Raw genomic sequence first — 17,751 nt, forward strand, 5'->3', positions numbered from 1 at the left:
GGGTGTCATTCGTCGTCCGAATCCGGCAGACAATCGTTCATGAAGCTGTCGAACCAGAGCCTGGTCAGGTAGAACCTGATCCGTATGCCGTCGCCGTAATCGCTGTTGGATTTGAGCTGCAACCGGTACTCCCGGTTGGTGCCTGACCAGCGCAGCTTCAGCTTGTCCCCCAGGGAACGGTAGTGGGCCTGGTGGTAGCTGATCCGTTTCTTCAGGTTGAGGAAGTTGAACAGGAACCCGACCGGGTTGAAGGTGTTCAGGGCGAAGGCGTGCATGAGCGCGTATTTTCCGGTCCGCTTCTTTCCCACCCCGGCCATGACCTCGAAGGCCTGACAGCCGTCCAGGGGACCGGTGATGTCGTGCCACTTCCCGTCGGCCGGAACGGAGCTGTTGCCGTCGGGACCGACGCCGATGCGCCCCTGACTACGGATGACGCCGGCAACGTCCAGGGTGAACTCCGGGGCCTGGGTGTTCACTCCCACCTTTCCCCCCGGATCGAGGGTCACGGAAGGGGTCTCGTTCCCCTCCTGGTCCCGTGCGCTGAAGCTCAGGGCGTTCCGTTCCCTGTCGCGGGTGAAACCCAGGGACCAGTCGAACCGCCCCGGTTCCCCGGCGCGGGAGAAGCTCATCAGGGTATGGTGTTCCTCCTGGGTGGCTACTTCGATCCCGTTGTCCGGCGTCTTGGAAAACCCCTCGTCGACCATGTTCAGGGCCGAATCGATCAGGTCGTGAAACTGGCGTTCCGAAGGGAGGGCGCCCTTTCTGAAAAAGTTTTTCAGTGTGTCTCGGTTTCGTTTCGGCATGGTTTCCTAGCTGTCGATGATAAAGGTTCGCCCCACTTCCAGGTGGTCGATCCCGGTCGGCTCCGGTTCCGGAAAGCCTATGGAACCCATCGTCTCGACGAGGTGGCGGTCCGCGGGGATCGCCAGGCTCCACGGCCGCAGCGGTTCGAGCAGATCCCTGGTTGCCGGATCTCCGCCGGGAAGCGGGTATCCTCCTTCTCCCCGCGGCGGGCGGGCGGTATCACTCAGGCCGTGGTTACGTTGTTCATCCTCGCTGGTGCGCAGGAGTGAGAATGCGGCAATGCATTCCACGTACTCCTGTTTCATCAGGTACGCCTCGATATCCTCCCGCCTGATGCGCCAGCCGAAGCGGGCCCGGCACCCCACTCCGCTCCAGGGGGAGAGGTACTCCGTGATCGCCCGGTTCAGTTCCTTCAGGTAGTGGCCGCGGCGCGCTTCGGCCGCAGGCGTCAGTTTCACGGAGCATCTGACGTGAATCCGTTCATAGGCCGGGTTGCGCACCTCGATGGACGCGAAGGGAGGGGAGTGTTGCCGCAGGAACTCACCGATCCGGTTCAGCTCCGCCGCGTTCAGCATCGGGCTCGGATTTGGGGTATCGCCGCTGCTTTCCCCCCGGGGGACCACGACCACCAGCACCCGGCCGGGATGGGGGGCCCATCCCCGTTCGCTGCCCAGGGCGCCGAAGCATTTGACCTTGAATACGGCCGGGAAATGCTCCAGCACCAGCCGTTCGTAATCCCAGGGGAGCACGGCCCGGTTTTTATGCCGCAGCCGCTCCGAGAGCCTGATGACCTGCTCTGTCCTGTTTTCTCTCTCCCTGCCGCCGAAGCCGGCTGCCGGCTGGAGTGTCGCACCCAGTCCGGGGATGGACATGCCGGGGCTGGTGATGCTGCCGGCCGGCAGGGGGGCGCTCACCGTCGCTCCCTCTTCCCCATCCATCTGTCGGGTGACCCTCAGGGCATTGGTGTGTACCGCATACAGGCTGCAGAAGGAATCCGGTGCTCCGTCCGAGCTGACGCGAAGCCAGAACAGGCCGTCCGGCATGACGCACTGTTCGCTGGTGAGCCCCTCCGGAAGGTCCAGGGTGATGATACCGGAAGATTGGAAGCCGCCGGTGCTGTCGGAAACGACCCGGACGTTTTCCAGGGGATGCCAGCGGTTGGAGGACATGACATGCCAGGTGAGGGGGGAGCTTCGCCTGGTAACGGCATGGTTCGAGTCTTCCCTCATCTGGAAGAACAGGGTGAGGGTGCCGGAGATCCGCTCGGCGGAGATACCGATGAACAGGTTCCCGTCTCCGCCGTAACTTGGCAGCAGGCTGAGCCCGGCTTTTGGGGCGGACGGATACACGGTCTCCACGCCGAAGGGATGGAGGTGAAACAGCTTCTCGCCGAGCCCGGCAGACTCCTGCGCTCCCTCGCCGCCGGGATGAATGACGCTGCGCGCGGTGTAATCCAGTGAAAGGGAGGAGATCTGCGGTGTGTAGGGGGGAGCGGGAAGCGGCTGCGTCTTCCTGACCCGTTTGCGTCTGGCGTTTTCCGTCAGCACCCGTGTCATGACGAGCGGATGCTCCCGGTGACCGAAGGCTGCCTCCGGCTCTGTCAGGGTGAGTTTCACGAAGCCGTTGCGCGCCTTCAGATCGAAGCGAGGCTCTGTCGTTCCCGGCCGGAATTCCGTGGGCTTCAGGTGGCGAATGACATCCACCGCAATGGTTTTCCGGGGGGAAATACGCTCGCCTTCACCGGCATGGTCGAACAGCACGGTACTGCTGCGTGTCTCCTGCCGGTCGGGTCTCCACCGGCCATCCCTCAGTACCGACATCTCCGCCTTGAACGAGGCGTTGTCGTAGCGCGTCTCATACCCCTGGTAATGGAGCCGGAACCCTCCCTCCAGCGTCGGCAGGTCTGACCATTCCAGGTTCAGTTCCAGGCTGGTCAGCGGTTTTACCGACAGCTCAGGAGCGGTGATGGCGAAGTAGGAGTTGACCGCCGGGGAGGGACCGAAGGGGAGGAACGGCTGGGATGGGTCCAGCCTGCCGTGCTGATTGTACGCCATGAGCTCACGGACACCGCTGACCCGTGTTTCGATGGCGATGTCCCTGATGCAGTGCCCCACGAGCAGGGAGTAGGGGCAGAGATTGGCCGTGGAGCGGATGCGGAAGCGCGCCAGGGGGAGAGCGGTTTGGAAACCGCCGCCGTGGAGTGTCCGGTCATAGGAGACGATGGGGGGAGCGTCGTGGTCCAGGCAGAAGGAGCAGTCGAGGCCGCTCTCCGTTTTCCCCGGGGGATCGGTGAGGGGGGAGACGAACAGCCGCGGTACGTCGTGCCACCCCGATTCCGCGGTGAGATCGACGGTGAAGATCCGTGCCGTGAGCCGGAAGAACAGGTCAATCCGGTCCTGGCTCAGGAGGTCCCGCACGAGATTTGCCGACTCCCCGGGCATGAAGGAGGCCGCGTGCCGTATGATCTCCAGCTTGTCGGCTCCGCTGAGCAGTTCGTCGCCGCCGAACAGATACTGGCCGAACAGTGCGCCGAAGGCGCCGCAGAACTCGGATTGACATCGAGCCTCCCGGAGCCGTTGCAGTACCGCGCTGACGGAGTCTCGCCCTTCACCCCCCCGGCTGAAACGGATCCTGACGCGGATCTCCCGCCGTCCCTCTCCCAGGAGCAGCAGGGGCGATGCAACGGCAAAGCCGAGTTCGGCTTCCTCTGACGTCAGGGGGCCGATTTCCCCATCAGGAGCTCCGAAGACGTGCCGGGGCGGCCCGTTCGCGTGCCTGCCGGAAGCGTCTCCCAGCGGATCTCCGGCCAGGATCCTGGTCACGTACCCCAGCTCGCGTTCCGGTGAAATCAGGGGGTCCCGCTCGAAATAGAGCGTGCGCAGGGAGGTCACCCGCGCAGCCACCACGGCAAGATCGTTATCGGCACGGTAGACGGCCTGGTTCCCCTTGTCGTCCCTGCCGGCCGGAAACGGGGTTCCCCGGGGGATGAAGGCGCCGCTGTGGCCGGAAGCCTGGAAGAGCAGGTGGGCGTGGTCCGGGGCCGCGGCGCGGGAAGCGGAGCGGAGGAGGTCGTTGTAATAGAAATCCAGGTGCCTGCGGGTGAAATCGTTCGCTTTCTGGCGGGCCGTTCCCATCAGGTGCAGAAAGGCGATGAACAGGGCCATGGCTGGGTTGTGGCGGCGGCTGCCCAGGGATCGCTCCAGGTGATGCCGGGCGGCTGCCTGGAGGAAGGAGAGCCCGCTTGCGAACGAGTCGAAGGCCGAGGTTACGAACCTTCTGCATTGCTCCGGGCTCTCCGCCCCTCTCACGGGAGCCCTGGGAAACATCCCTGCTCCGGACGCCCCGACCCCCCAGATGGGGTGAAAACGGGCGAATCCTGACGTATACCGCTCTCCACCCTGTTCCAGGCGGCGGATAATTTCGCCGATACCGTGCAGTTCTGCCGCCAGCCTGTTGCGCACCGCCGCCTCGATGCTGAGGCTGAGGCTCTGTTCTGCCACCCCTTCCCTGTCGTTCAGGCGCCGGAACCAGTGATCCAGATCCCAGGCCAACCGGCAGAGGTAGAGCGCCGGGTTCAGGCAGTCCGGGCTGCGCCGCAGGAGCGTCATGAACTCGGCCTCGATCTTTTTCAGGTCGATGCTCAGGAGTCGGGCCATGATAACGGCTTCGTCGTTCATGAACAGTTCCGCCCAGTTTCCCTCCGTGCGGTTTTCCAGGGTATGGAAGCCAAGCATGGCCGCGAACTCGGCACTCTGGGCAAGCGCCGTTTCAAAGGAGATCTCGTCCGGCAGGAAGTATCCCTCTCCCAACGGGGGGGGGAAACGATCGTCCCGTTCGGTGCCGTCGCATATGTTCAGCCGGGTCCGCTGCGTCATGCTGCTCTCTCAGGGATGGGTGAAACGGTTCCGTTATCAGAACCTGAGATCCGTTCCCTCAAGGAAATAGAACGGATAGACCATGTTGCTCCTGCTGTTGGTTGACCGCACGGTATAGGCGAGGGAGATGAGGACGACGCCGTCGTGGATGTTCCCGTCGTCAACGTCGATGCCGTCCAGGATGATGCGCGGCTCGTAGAAGAGTACGGCCCGGTCGATGGCGTCCTTCAGGGCGGTGACCGTGCTTTCGTTCATCTGCTCGAACATCAGGGCGTTGAGGCCGCAGCCGAATTCCGGGTGCATGAGCCGCTCACCCGGAATGGTGGAGAGCAGGATGCGCAGGCTCTCCCGGATATCCTCCTCGGCGGCCACCATCCTGACCTCGCAAGAATGGCGCTGAAACTCCGGTGGAAACCCCCAGCCCCTGCCGAGAAAACCGCCGCTCTCGTGCGCAGAATCCATCCCGTCCCCCTAGCCGCCGATGATCACGGTCATGCATCCCATGACGATGCTGCCGCCATGGGCGGTGGTGTCGCCGATCCTGGCTGCCGGTTTGCCGCTGATCAGCACCGTGGCCGACCCCTTCACGATTGTGTCCGGAGGACCGACGCAGATGCAGCTGTCTCCCATCACCGCCGCGGGAAGCTTCCCTATCAGCACCGTGGCCACGCAGGGGCCGCTGACCGGCCCCCCCACGTGGGGGATGGGGGAGGGGAAGGCCGGGGTCTGCATGGGGCAGGTATGCATGTCGGTGATTCTGGCAGCCGGCGGCATGGTGCCTCCTCTCTCTTCACGTTGGTTGCGCGGGATTCCCCCGTCTTTTATCCGCAGAATCGGGTTAATTGATCATGACCATGGCGCCCTTGACCGTGGTCTGGCCTGAGGCGGAAAGCTCGGCGCTGGCGCTCCCCTTGGCCGTGAACCCCACATTGGCGCTGTTGCTGATGTTGAGCCCGGTGATCTTGACGTCCGCCTTGGAAGAGATGGCGATCGCTCCCACGGCATCGATGCTGATCTTCCCCTTGGCAGAGATCCCGATGTCCTTGGGGCTGTCCAGCGTGATGCCACCGGTGCCCAGCTCCACCCTGTTGCCGGTCTGATCCTGCACGAGGATCTTCTTGTCGTTGTCGCTGAGCACGATGGTGTTGCCCGCCGGGGTCAGGATGGTGACCTCCTTCTTGTCGTCGTCGAACTCCACTCTCAGCTTGCTCCTGGTGACGATGGCCTTAGTGAAGTTGTCGGCGGTCAGCTCGTGGGGAGGAGGCCTGCTGCTGCTGTAGAGACTCCCCAGGATTACCGGATGGGACGGGTCGTTGTTGACGTACCCCAGCACCACCTCGTCGCCGATTTCGGGTATGAAAAAGGCGCCGATCCCGTTGGATGCGTGAAACTTTGCCAGCCTGGCCCAGACTCCGTCGGTCTCCGCCTGGAGCACCGGGATGGAGACCTGCACCCGCTGCTCCCCCCCGGGATCCTGGTCCAGTTTCTTCACCACCCCGATGTGCAGCCCCTCGATCCCCGGGGTCAGGCCCGACGCCGGCGGGGCCACCAGATCCCGCCGTTCGGCGAACCACTCCCGGGACATGCCGAACTCGACTTCCGTGGTCCAGTTCCCTTCCCGGATGTCGTGGCGCACCCCGCTGACGAAGAGCGTGCCGTTGAAGCGGTTGCCTACCCCCTCCAGCTTGATGGTCCCGCCGATCCTGGCCGTGGCGCTCCCCTGGAATTTCATCCTCCCCCTGATCCGCGCCAGGCCGGCCTTCAGCTGCTGCCCAGCTGCCCACTCCTTGAGTGCCGATCGCTCCATGGTGGCGGATGTCTGCAAGCGGAAGGAGGCCGGTCCGGCAACCCTGGCCAGGGCCTTGGAATCCAGGTCCCCCTGCTGGTTCAGGGTGGCCGGTTGCGCCTTCTCCTCCGCGACAGCCTGTTTCTTCATGTCCCAACAGACGCTGGTGACCGAAACGAGCTGGCTGGTTGCGTCCAGGTCGGCGCTGAATTCGATCAGGTCCTGGCCGTAGCCGACCGCGAGCAGCGGCGGGACATCGACCTGCGGCGCCTTGACCGATACCCTGCCGTCATCGGCCATGACCAGCATCCCGTTGACTTCGGCCCGGGAGAGCATGAAGTCCCAGTCGCTGCAGTAGTACTGCACCAGCTCCCGGTGCTGGGTGGCGGTTGCCGCCACGTCGGCGGAGAGCCCCCCGTAGGAAGCGATCAGGGTGGAGATGATGTCGCTGTCCCTGGAGTCGACGTAGGTGGCGTTTCTGCGGCCGATGGTCATGGCCACCGCCTTGTCGCGGCATTCCACCTCCAGCCGCGAGTAGTTGTCGCCGCTGATCCTGATCCCCTGACTGGTCACGATGCCCTGGAAGATGGTCTGCTCCTGGTTGTCGTACCCGGCGGCAATCCGGATCTCCCTCCCCGGCTTGAAGGCGTCGGAGTTGCTGACCGGGAAGTCCTGCTCGGGCATGTCCCCGTCCAGAACCGTGATCCTTGCCGCCGGAACCCGGTTGATGCTCTTGTCCACGGTCACGGAGATGATCTTCACGCTGTCGGCAACCTGTGCGCCGTTACTGTACAGCGTCAGCCTGACGACTCCGCTTCCGTCTCTGCGCGGCGAATCGGCCATGATCTACCTCAGGGGGGGGAATCGCAGCCTGGTCCCGGGCTTGAGATCCCGGAAGCAGGTCAGGTTGTTCACGCGGGCGACCTCGGTGTAGTAGGAACAGTCCCGGTAGATGCGGTAACAGAGAAGCGGCAGGGTGTCGCCTGCGCGGACTTCGACGATGTGACTTAAGTCCGGAGATGTTCTGGCTGCCCTCAGACTCTCCTCCTGGCTGCTCACGTAGCGGACGAAGCCGAGGGAGATCCTGGCCCGCAGCGGCTCGCCCCCGGGTTTGAAGAGGGTGTACTGGATCGACATGGACTGGAGCCTGCCGGTGAAGGAGAGGCTGCCCCACAGGAGCCGCACGATGCGCGGTTCGTGCTCCCCGCCGTCATAGTCGTAGATGATACTTTTCAGTTTCTTGATGCCGGCCTTGACGTCGTACACCTTGGCGTCCGGTGTGGGGCGTACGGCACCGGTGCCGTCGAGCATCAGTTCGAAGCTGATCGTCTCCGAGCCGGTCGAGTTGAACTTGGACTCGGGGGCAGCCTGCCCCTGGACCCTGGTCTCGCTCTGGCTGATGGAATGACCGTGGGTATAGGACGACGGGTTGAGCATCACCTCGAATTTTGTCGACTGGTCGACGGTGACGGAGCCGTTTCTGTTCCGTGTGCATGGCGATATGGAGAGCATTACCTTTGCCATTCATCGCTCCCGTCGTGCGTTCAGCATGTCCCTGATCATCTGCCGGCACTCCTCAATGACGTCCGACTTCAGCTCCTCGAGTCGCCCGGGGGCGAATCCCTTCGTTCTCCCCGAGCCGTTATCCGCCTGCACGGCGCAGCGTATGGTCATCTGCCTGACTTCGATGGTCATGGGGTCACAGCTCCCGTTCCGCCGAGCTGTAGCTGATCTCTATTTTCTCGATGGCGAGCTCGTTCTTTGTCGAATTGAAGCTGTCCACCTCCCATTTGACCGGGAAAGCGTTGGCAAAGGACCAACTCCGGACCGGGTCCCCCTGCTCGTTCAGCAGGAAGACCTTGAGCAGGCGCGGCTGGATCGGAAACGAACACTCCTCGATGACGTTCTTGCACCAGCGTGCCAGCGGTGAAGCGGTGGTGGCGATGCCCCGCTTCAGAACCAGGCGGGGATGCTTGACCCCCTTGGGCAACTGGTAGTAAAAGCGGTTCTCCCCTCCCTCGACGTACTCCTCGGTTTCCAGCTCCAGGCTGATCCCGCTGACCTCCTGGAACGAGCTGTCGATCGTCCCGGGAGTCCGTTCGAAGGCCACCTGAAAGTAGAACGCCGGGGGGCTGTAGCCGTAGGGTCCCCATACTTTCGCCGGATCGGGCATGGATACTCCTTCGCACCGTGCGCCGGAAGGAGAACTGCACGCTCCACCGGTTTTCGATGGTCACTCTCATTGGTTGGCGATGGTGATCCCCTCGTGGGCGATCTCTATTGTTTCGATGGCCGCCTCGTTGCCGTCGGCCTTGAGATCCGTACCGGTGATTTTGGTCGGCCAGGCATTGGCAAGGGTCCAGACCATGGTGGGGGCGCCGGATTCGTCCAGCAGGCTGATGGTGACCGGCAGCCGCTTGATGGTGTTCATCTTGATCTGGTTGAACCAGTTCCAGAACTTGTTGTCCGATTTGAAGATCCCCTTCTTCATGGTTACGTTGCCGGACTTCTTGATTCCGGGCATCTTGATCGTGGAGAACACCGGGCTGTCGCCGTGCCGGTACTCGATCGGCTGGGCCTCGATGTCGAGCCCCGAGACCTCTTGGAACGACATCACCTGGCTGTCCCACTTCACCTGGAAGTAGAATTTCGGCAAGGGCCATACGTTCGTTGATTGTTTGGATCCATCGTCCGCCATATCGTGCCTCCGTCATTGAAATTGTTGGTTTTTCGTCGTGCCCGGGCCCATGGGGCGCCTCCGCCAGGTGCGACTCGCTGCCCCGCTCCGGCCGGAGATGCCGTTCTTAACCGGTTACGACTTCTGCATCTGCTGCTGGAAGGTGATCTCGATGAACTCCGCCGGACGCATGACCGCCACCAGGACGGTGACCCGCAGGATCCCCTCCAGGATGTCTTCGGGGGTCATGGTTTCTCCCAGGCCGCAGAACACGGCGAAGGCGTCGTCGGGACTCGCTCCGGCGAGACCGCCCCGCTTCCAGATTCCGGTCAGGAAATTGCGGATCATGCTCTTGATGGTCACCCAGGTGGTGGCCACGTTGTTTTCGAACACATACGCCTTGCTCGCCAGTTTGATCGATTCCTCCAACATGATCATGGTTCTGCGCACATTGACATAGCGCCAGTCCAGGCTGTTGCCGTCCAGGGTGCGCGCCCCCCAGACCAGAGTCCCCTCGCCGATGAACGAGCGGATCGCGTTGATCGACTTGCCCTGGGTGGTGACGTTCAGGTCTTCCTGTTCGTCGTGGGAGATGTTGACCGCCGGCGATACTACGGAACTGAGGCTGACGTTGGCGGGCGCCTTCCAGACACCGCGGGAGTCATCCACCATGGTGTAGATTCCGGCCATCGCCGCGGCCGGCGGCATCAGGTTTAGTTTGCGTCTGATTTCCATGAGGATGGTGTTGAACAGCGGGCTGATGGCGATCAGGGTCTTGTTCAGCAGCTGCTTATGGCCCGGAATCTCGTCCGCCGCGATGTCGCTCCATTCACTGGAGATGGCGGCTATGGCGTCGGCCCGCTGGATCTGTCTGGATTTCGCGTTTTTCTCCGCCGGGGGATCCGACTCCTCGATCGTCGGGAGCGGATCGGGGATGGCGAGTTCGTTCTTGAGCAGGGTCTGCAAAAGCTCTCTGGTGGAGAGGTTCTCGTAGGAGAGATCCTTGTCCTGAACGATGGTGGTGTTGACCCAGGGATAGTAGGCCGCGGCATAGTCCAGGTAGTTGATTCCCAGGGCGCCGCGGAAATTCTCGATGCAGTCGCCGGCGGGGTCCTTGCGGTCCTTGAACCCGTCCCAGATATCCAGGATGGCGATCCTGTTCTTCATCTTCCCGCCGCAATGGGCCAGGGCCGCCTGCTGCACGCTGACGCACTCTTCGGCCGATGCCAGCAGCACCGCGTCCGGAATCAGAACCATGGTCGGCTCCTGTTCCTTGATCAGGGTGTCGATGCCGCCGGTCAGCCGGTCCGACTCGATGGCTTCTCCGTAGGTTCCCACCGAGACGATATAGCAGGGGCCGCCGCCGTTCTGGTAGAAGAGCAGCATGCTGTTGTAGAGCAGGTATCTGCCCGACTCCTGGCCCAGGAAGTACTCCTTACCTCCCTGGGAAAACGACGGGGCGTCGCCGGGAACCGTGGCCGCTTCCCCGATGGCGAACAGAGCCTTCGGGCCGAATCCGAAGTAGTCGTGAAATTCGGCCATGGAACTGATCCGCCAGGGCTTGTTCCCCAGCAACTTGCCCTTGTTGTCGGCCTTCTCGGTGTAGCCGACGAACGCCGGTACGGCGGTGGCTACCTCCACCACCGAGTTGGGGAAGGCATTCTTTTCAACGACATACACACCGGGGGTTTTCATCAGAGCCATACGGTTTCTCCTTTGCGCTTACGAGTTGATGAACAGTTCCGATACTGCCGCTTCGTTGCCATCGATCGTTTCCCGATCAATTCTCCTCGCCGGGGCGACCGGGAGCCGCCTGATGAGGGTGCGGCCGCTGTCCCCCTTCAGCTCGCGCAGTTGGAAGCAGCAGCCTGATGACTGGCGCAAGGGGATGGGGAGGGTGGACCTGAATACGGATGCCCGGCGTCCGTCCGGCAGCACTTCCTCTCCCCTGTGCTCGAAGTCCACCTCGCCATCCCGGTCGACGATGACAAGGTCCCGTCGCGCCAGTTCTCCCAGAATGTAGTACTTCCAGTAGGTTTCCCTGGCCTGGAACCTCAGATACCACGCTCCCTGCACTCCCTGCTCTCCCCTGAGGCGGATCACGCAGAGCGGTGGCATTGCCCGATCCCGCGGTTCGACCAGGTGTGCCAGGGGGGGGGCATCCAGACGCTGGAAATCCCGGGGCGCGACGTATTCGCCGGTGTGCAGTCTGATCCGCCCGGATTCCTCCCTGACGGCGCCCCGGCCATCCAGGTACAGCAGGGTGCCGTTTTTGCGCCAGGGTGGGGCGGTGTAGACGCCGAAGTAGGGGTCTCGGACGAAGACCCTGAACGTCAGGTCCGGTGGCGGCTCGCCTGCTGTCGCGGCGGAGGCGAAGAGCCGGCGCCACTCCTCGTCCGCGAACAGGTGGACGCCGTTGGCCGTCCCCCGGGCCAGCAGCCCTCTCCTGTTCATCAGCGATGCGGTGGGAGAGGGGAGGGTGAATTCGAGTCCGGAACAGATGCTTCCCGGAAAAAAGGTGTGTTCGACGCTGATGCTGGCCAGCAGCTGGTAGGGTCCCATGGTAGTCCAGCCCCTGGATCAGTGGTATGCGGAGGCGCGCGTGGAGGTTACCGCCGATGCCTTGCTCAGGATATCCGCCGAGTCGTACGCCACCATCCTGACCCGGTACAGGACCGACGGCAGGTACTTTCCGCTGAGGATGCTCCAGAGTGAACTCAAATCCCTGATGTTCAGGTTTTCCATATCCAGAATCAGCCGGTCGATGCGGCTGTCCAGCTCGGGGCTGTTCTGGTGGTCGAACACCGGGTTTCTCTGGAAGAAGCCGATGGCGCTGGAGAGAAACTTCAGCGCCTCAGGATAGTTGCTGTTGCCGAAATGGGCGGCGACCATCAGGAAGAAGTTGAGAAACAGGGGAGGCGGGCTGATGACGGTTTCGTGGGTCAACGATGTCTGCTGGCCCCGGCTTGCCAGTGTCTCCTTCTCGATGTTGACCAGAAAGAGCACCAGCCTGTTGGTGATCCGGGGGGCAAGGGAGCCGTCCTGCTCCAGGATATTGGATACGGCAACCGCCTCTTCGCTCAGGTCGAAATATCTCCTCAGGTACTGGTTCAGCTGGCCGGAGATGTGGAGTATCGCCGTGTCGATCATGGTCTGTCCGCTCGTCTGGTGAATTAGTGACTACAAACATACAGTGGCGGAGCGTGATTGACATCGGTAGTTATCACGTATTTTTTCGTTAAAATATCGCGGTAAACTGCGGAGCTGATGCGGAGTCCGTACGTATAAACTACTGATGTATTCCCGTCCCATGACCGAACACAGAGGGGAAATTCAGTGGAGAGCTACCTGATGTCCAGGTTCGCCGCGTGCCGTACCAGATCCATGCGGCAGTGGGCGTTCAGTTTCCCCTGCAGTCTGGCCCGGTGACTCTCGACGGTACGCACGCTGACGAAGAGAAGCTCGGCGATCTGGCGATTGGTATGCCCCTGGGCGATGTAGCCCAGTATCTCTGCTTCCCTGCGTGTCAGCGGCTTCCGGGGAGGGACCCTGGCCACGGCCGGAGATGTCTGGCCGTACAGGAGGCAACGGGTCATGGAAGGGTGGATGTAGAGGTCCCCGCGCCTGATGGCGTGAATGGCGTTGATCAGTTCCGATTGCGCCGCCCGGGTGGGGAGATAGCCGGAGGCGCCGGCCCGGATGATATCCCGGGCGAATGTGGTATCCTCGCAGCTGGTTACCAGGATAACGCCGATGTCGGGATGCTGGGCTTTCAGTCGTTTGGTGACCCCGATGCTGGCCTCTCTCCTGTTCAGTACAACCATTAGAACGATGTCCGGCTCAAGTCGACCCGTTAGATAGATCGTTTCATTCTCGTCCAGCGCTTCTCCCACGACATCAAGGTTCGGCTCTGTGTGCAGCAACTCGCGCAATCCGGCGCGCAGCAGGATCTGGTCGCTTGCGACCAGAATTCCAGTAGTGTCATTGTCTTTCACGGTAATCCCCTTCAGTGCGTCCCCATGCCTTGTTTCCGGTTTCGGGACGGGGGCGCTGTGGCTGCACAACATGATAGCACTTATTTATGAAGCATGGTTCATGGTGCCGGTTTTTGCCGATGCCGTCATGAGAGTGCCCCCGCATCGATGGAGGTGAGGCTGCACCGCGGGAAGGGGGCTCCCGCTGCCGTGGGTGAAGCGAAACGGTGGTATGCTTCAAAGGAGGCGCGGAAACGGGGGAGGAAAGCATGAAAGCGGATATGGCGTGTGGCGACAGGCTCCTGGGGATCGTGCTCGATTCTCTCCCGATTCCGGTGTTCTACAAGGATGGCCAGGGGCGCTATCTGAGCTGCAACTCTGCCTTCGAGGATTTCTTCGGCATGCCCAGGCGGCAGCTGGCCGGCACGGTGGTGGCCGATGTTTTCGACAGGGATTCCGCCCGCTTGTTCCATGAGATGGATTTGCGGCTGTACCGTAATCCTGGCAGGCAGGTGTACGAGTGCAGGATCGCCGATTTCAGGGGCCATCAACGGGATGTTGTCGTGCACAACGCCACCTTTCCCCATTCCGGTGGCAATGAAACCGGGATCGTTGGTGCTATCCTGGATGTCACCGAGCTGAAAACGGCGGAAAAGAGCCTGGCCGGGGCGACGAGCCTGTTCCATCGTCTGTTCGATGCCATTCCCGATCTGCTCTCGGTGGTGGACCGGGATATGAGGATCGTCTACAGCAACTGGCATGGCGGGCATGAGTACGTCGCCGAACAGATCCGCTCCCGCACCCCCTTCTGCTACGACGCCTACTACCCTGGCCAGGGAGAACCGTGCGACCCCTGCCACCTGCTCGAGGTCTTCCGCACCGGGAGGTCGCTGATCACGGAGAAGCACAATCCGCACGTCGGCTATCAGGAGATCCATGCCTTCCCGGTGCGCGACGAATCCGGCGCCATCGTCATGGCCGCCGAATACCTGCGCGACATAACCGCCCGCAAGGAGGCGGAACATGCCCTGCGCCAGGCCAATCACATGCTGGAGGCGATCATCAATGCCTCGCCCCTGGCCATCGCGGCCTTTGACACCGATGTCAGGCTGACCCTCTGGAACGATGCCGCCGAGGCCATGTTCGACTGGAAGAAGGAGGAGGTGCTCTCCAAGCCCTACCCCATCATTCCCGAAGACCGCATGGAGGAGGTGCGCAACAACATCAGGCTGATGCACGAGGGGGAGGTGTGCCGCTCTCTGGAGACGCGCCGCAAGCGCAAGGATGGCTCGCTGGTGGATGTGAGCCTCTCCACCGCAGTCATGTGCGGACCGGACGGGGCGGTGATCGGCTACATGTCCATCATGTCCGACATTAGTGAGCGCAAGCAGGCGGTGCAGGCGCTCAAGGAGAGCGAAGAGCGCTTCCGGCGGATCTTCGAGGAGGACGAGGATGCGGCCCTGGTCCTCACCCCGGGGACCTTTTCCATCGTGGATGCCAACGTGGCTGCGGTACGCCTCTCCGGCTATTCCAGGAGAGAGCTCAGGAAGAACACGCCGGCCCTGTTTCTGGGGGCGGAGGAATTCGCCAGGTTCGGGGAAACCTTCGGGGCGCTGGGCGGGGAAAGCCCATCCCACGGCAGGCCGCGCAGGATCGACCGCATGGATGTGGTTGACCGGAACGGCAAGCAGATGGTGACGGCGGTGCGGGGGAGGGTCTTCACCTCCCAGGGCATCCCCTACCTTTATTGCACCTTCAGGGATATCACCGAGCAACTGAGCATCAGGGAGGAGCGCAGGGGCTTCGAGGAAAAGCTGATGCAGGCCAACAAGATGGCGGCCCTGGGGACCCTGGCTTCGGGCATTGCCCACGAGATCAACAATCCCAACAACTACATCCTTTCCAGCACCCAGTTCCTGCTGGAAGCCTGGAAGGACATCGAATGGATCCTGCTGGAGTACGGCAGGGACAACGGTGACTATACCCTGGGAGGTTTGCCGGACGCCGAGGCAATTGCCGTGATTCCCCAGCTTCTGGCCAGCCTGCAGGAGGGTTCCGGACGCATACGGAACATCGTGGAGAATCTGAAGAGCTTCGCGCGCCAGGAAGACCGGCCCTGCGACGCCATGGTGGATGTGAACGTCGCGGTGCGGGCCGCCATGAACCTGCTGGGAAACCAGATCCACAAACATACCGACAGCTTTGTCTGCGATCTGGATGAGGGGGTGCCCTCCGTTCAGGGGAGCATGCAGCAGATCGAGCAGGTAGTCATCAACCTGACCATGAATGCCCTGCAGTCGCTGCCGTACAAGAAGTGCGGAGTTTTCATCAGGACCTTCCATGACCGGGAAACGCGCCAGGTGGTCATCCAGGTCCGTGATCAGGGGAGGGGGATCCCGCCGGAGCTGCGCAAGCGCATCATGGAGCCATTTTTCACCACCAAGCAGGAGAGGGGGGGGACGGGGCTGGGCCTGTCCATCTGCTGCTCCATCGTCAAGAAACATCGCGGCACGCTGGACTGCCAGCCGTCCGCCGAAGGGGGCACGGTTTTCAGCGTCAGGCTGCCCGCCTCGGGAGCCGTGTGATGAACGGCCCCTGCGGAAAGATCCTGCTGGTGGATGACGAGCAGAGCATCCTGCTCACCTCGGGCACCCTGCTGCGCAGTGCCGGCATACGTGACGTGCTGACTCTTGACGATGCCAGAAAGGTGCTTCCTCTGCTTGAACGGGAACGGGTGGACGTGATCGTCCTGGACCTGTTCATGCCCTTTGTTTCCGGGAAGGAGTTGCTGGCGGAGATCGCCCAGGAGTATCCCCAGATCCCCCTGCTGGTCATGACCGCAGCCGATGAGCTGGAAACTGCGGTGGAGTGCATGAAGGCCGGTGCCTTCGACTATCTGGTCAAGCCGGTGGAACGCTCGCGCTTCATCTCCAGCGTCACCAAGGCCTTGGAGATCTGCAGCCTCAGGAAACAGATGGACGATCTCCGGGATCACCTGCTGCATGGCAGGTTGGAGCAGCCCTCGGTGTTTTCAGCCATCATCACCGCCAGCGAAAAGATGACCACTATCTTCCAGTACGCGGAGGTGGTGGCCCGTTCCAGCGAGCCGATGCTGATCACCGGCGAGACCGGCGTGGGCAAGGAGTTGGTTGCCAGGGCGGTGCATGATGCCAGCGGACTAAAGGGGAGTTTCGTGCCGGTGAACGTGGCAGCCCTGGATGACGCACTGTTCTCCGATACACTGTTCGGGCACCGCAAGGGCGCCTTCACCGGCGCAAGCACACCGCGGGAGGGGATGATCGCCCAGGCCTCCGGCGGTACGCTGCTCCTGGATGAGATCGGGGACCTGAGGCAGCCGTCCCAGGTCAAGCTCCTCAGGCTCTTGCAGGAGCGGGAGTATTACCCCGTGGGTTCCGATGTCCCCCGCAAGAACAACGCCCGCATCATCGCCGTCACCAACCGCTCCCTGCGGGACATGGTGGCGGCCGGCGCGTTCCGCAAGGACCTCTACTATCGCCTCTGCGCTCACCATGTGGAGATTCCCCCCCTGCGCGAGCGGCGGGAAGATCTCCCGCTGCTTCTGGATCACTTCCTGGAGAAGGGCTCCCTGGCCTTGGGCGTAAAGAAGCCGGCGATTCCCCCCCAGTCGCTTCCGCTGCTGGCCTCCTATTCCTTCCCTGGCAATGTGCGGGAACTGGAGGCCATGGTGTGCGATGCAATTGCCCGCCACCGTTCGGGCATGCTCTCCCTGGACAGCTTCAGGCGCTGCATGCGCGAGGGGCAGGCCATGGGGACACAACCGGGCGCCGAAGCGGCGGCATCCCGGCGGGCGTTGTGGGATCAGTTTTCCGCGCTTCCTTCCCTCAGGGAGGCGGAGAGCTTTTTGATCAGGGAAGCCCTGAAGCGGTCGGAGGGAAACCAGGGTATCGCCGCGGCGCTTCTGGGAATCTCCCGCACCGCCCTGAATAAACGGCTGAAACGGGAACCTGGCCTGGTCCCCTGACCCCTGTGCTTTTTTTCACAGCAGGGACAATCGCCACAGCCCCGTCGGTTCCCCTGCCGCCGGCATCGGCGCGGCTCCGTTCGCCGGCGATGTGCTCTTTTTCACACCCGTTCCGCTGCGCCGAGCCTGTAATGGCCCGAATTGCGGCGTGATTGTTTTTGGGGAAAGCGGCACGGCTTGTGCTTTTATGCAGGGTACATCCTGAACGAACGCATTCTCCGCCATGAGAGAAACCTATGTGTGACGCAACAGGGCTGACATCGGACAGTGAGGCTTCGTATCAGTCGTTTTTGCGAGTACATTCATCAGCGAGGGGGTGAGAGCGTCTTTTTATTGCATGCGTGCTGGCCCGGACAGTGGTCTGTTTTTCATAACAATTCCCTTGCACAGGAGGATATCACCATGGCAACCACGAAAAAGATGGTTGATGCAATTCCTTCCCCCGTCGCGCTGATGGGGATCGCTTCACCGGAACTGGTCGACGATGAAATGAAAATGAAGGCGCGCGGCACGAAAAGCCGCGGTAACGGCAAGGCGCTGTCCAAGGCCGCGTGCAGCACCATCTATCAGTCCCATCAGTGTGATATGGCTGTTACGGATGTTGATCCCAAGATCGTTCTTCTCTGATTCGT

General features: G+C 62.2%; 16 protein-coding genes. 3 read left to right on the forward strand and 13 right to left on the reverse strand.

The window, feature by feature from the left end; genetic code table 11:
- Positions 1 to 5: 5 nt before the first annotated feature.
- From PPRO_RS01780 to PPRO_RS01835, 13 genes are all read right to left on the reverse strand, one after another.
- A complete protein-coding gene (locus PPRO_RS01780) occupies positions 6 to 803 on the reverse strand; it encodes a hypothetical protein (protein ID WP_011734313.1) in 798 nt (265 codons plus the stop codon).
- A 6-nt stretch (positions 804 to 809) separates the two neighbouring features.
- On the reverse strand, positions 810 to 4,679 hold the full coding sequence (locus PPRO_RS01785; RefSeq protein ID WP_011734314.1) for a baseplate J/gp47 family protein: 3,870 nt from the start codon (positions 4,677 to 4,679) through the stop codon (positions 810 to 812).
- 36 nt (positions 4,680 to 4,715) lie between these two features.
- Entirely contained in the window at positions 4,716 to 5,141 is a 426-nt protein-coding gene (locus PPRO_RS01790; protein ID WP_011734315.1) for a GPW/gp25 family protein, read from the reverse strand.
- A 9-nt stretch (positions 5,142 to 5,150) separates the two neighbouring features.
- Positions 5,151 to 5,453 (reverse strand): PAAR domain-containing protein, encoded by a 303-nt coding sequence (locus PPRO_RS01795; protein ID WP_011734316.1) that lies wholly within the window; start codon positions 5,451 to 5,453, stop codon positions 5,151 to 5,153.
- 64 nt (positions 5,454 to 5,517) lie between these two features.
- Positions 5,518 to 7,308 carry a type VI secretion system tip protein VgrG gene (vgrG, locus tag PPRO_RS01800; RefSeq protein ID WP_011734317.1) on the reverse strand — a complete coding sequence of 597 codons (1,791 nt, stop codon included), beginning with the start codon at positions 7,306 to 7,308 and terminating at the stop codon, positions 5,518 to 5,520.
- Positions 7,309 to 7,311: 3 nt separating this feature from the next.
- Positions 7,312 to 7,989, reverse strand: coding sequence for a CIS tube protein (locus PPRO_RS01805; protein WP_011734318.1), 678 nt, complete (start codon positions 7,987 to 7,989; stop codon positions 7,312 to 7,314).
- Positions 7,990 to 8,160, reverse strand: coding sequence for a DUF5908 family protein (locus PPRO_RS20720; protein ID WP_157039909.1), 171 nt, complete (start codon positions 8,158 to 8,160; stop codon positions 7,990 to 7,992).
- A 4-nt stretch (positions 8,161 to 8,164) separates the two neighbouring features.
- Positions 8,165 to 8,638, reverse strand: a complete 474-nt coding sequence (locus PPRO_RS01810; protein ID WP_011734319.1) for a phage tail protein — start codon at positions 8,636 to 8,638, stop codon at positions 8,165 to 8,167.
- 66 nt (positions 8,639 to 8,704) lie between these two features.
- Entirely contained in the window at positions 8,705 to 9,163 is a 459-nt protein-coding gene (locus PPRO_RS01815; RefSeq protein ID WP_011734320.1) for a phage tail protein, read from the reverse strand.
- A 114-nt stretch (positions 9,164 to 9,277) separates the two neighbouring features.
- Entirely contained in the window at positions 9,278 to 10,846 is a 1,569-nt protein-coding gene (locus PPRO_RS01820; RefSeq protein ID WP_011734321.1) for a phage tail sheath family protein, read from the reverse strand.
- Between the two features lie 18 nt (positions 10,847 to 10,864).
- Positions 10,865 to 11,704 (reverse strand): hypothetical protein, encoded by an 840-nt coding sequence (locus PPRO_RS01825; protein WP_011734322.1) that lies wholly within the window; start codon positions 11,702 to 11,704, stop codon positions 10,865 to 10,867.
- An 18-nt stretch (positions 11,705 to 11,722) separates the two neighbouring features.
- Complete coding sequence (locus PPRO_RS01830; RefSeq protein ID WP_011734323.1) at positions 11,723 to 12,292, reverse strand: DUF4255 domain-containing protein; 570 nt, start codon at positions 12,290 to 12,292, stop codon at positions 11,723 to 11,725.
- A gap of 194 nt (positions 12,293 to 12,486) precedes the next feature.
- On the reverse strand, positions 12,487 to 13,137 hold the full coding sequence (locus tag PPRO_RS01835) for a LuxR C-terminal-related transcriptional regulator (protein ID WP_041532089.1): 651 nt from the start codon (positions 13,135 to 13,137) through the stop codon (positions 12,487 to 12,489).
- Between the two features lie 248 nt (positions 13,138 to 13,385).
- Between PPRO_RS01835 and PPRO_RS19230 the strand changes: the two genes are divergently transcribed.
- From PPRO_RS19230 to PPRO_RS01850, 3 genes are all read left to right on the forward strand, one after another.
- A complete protein-coding gene (locus PPRO_RS19230) occupies positions 13,386 to 15,701 on the forward strand; it encodes a PAS domain S-box protein (RefSeq protein WP_011734325.1) in 2,316 nt (771 codons plus the stop codon).
- Entirely contained in the window at positions 15,701 to 17,119 is a 1,419-nt protein-coding gene (locus PPRO_RS01845; RefSeq protein ID WP_011734326.1) for a sigma-54-dependent transcriptional regulator, read from the forward strand. The genes PPRO_RS19230 and PPRO_RS01845 overlap by 1 nt, the downstream gene beginning before the upstream one ends.
- A 402-nt stretch (positions 17,120 to 17,521) precedes the next feature.
- Complete coding sequence (locus PPRO_RS01850; RefSeq protein ID WP_011734327.1) at positions 17,522 to 17,746, forward strand: hypothetical protein; 225 nt, start codon at positions 17,522 to 17,524, stop codon at positions 17,744 to 17,746.
- Positions 17,747 to 17,751: the final 5 nt, after the last annotated feature.

It is taken from the genome of Pelobacter propionicus DSM 2379, assembly GCF_000015045.1.
Classification (GTDB): Bacteria; Desulfobacterota; Desulfuromonadia; order Geobacterales; family Pseudopelobacteraceae; genus Pseudopelobacter; species Pseudopelobacter propionicus.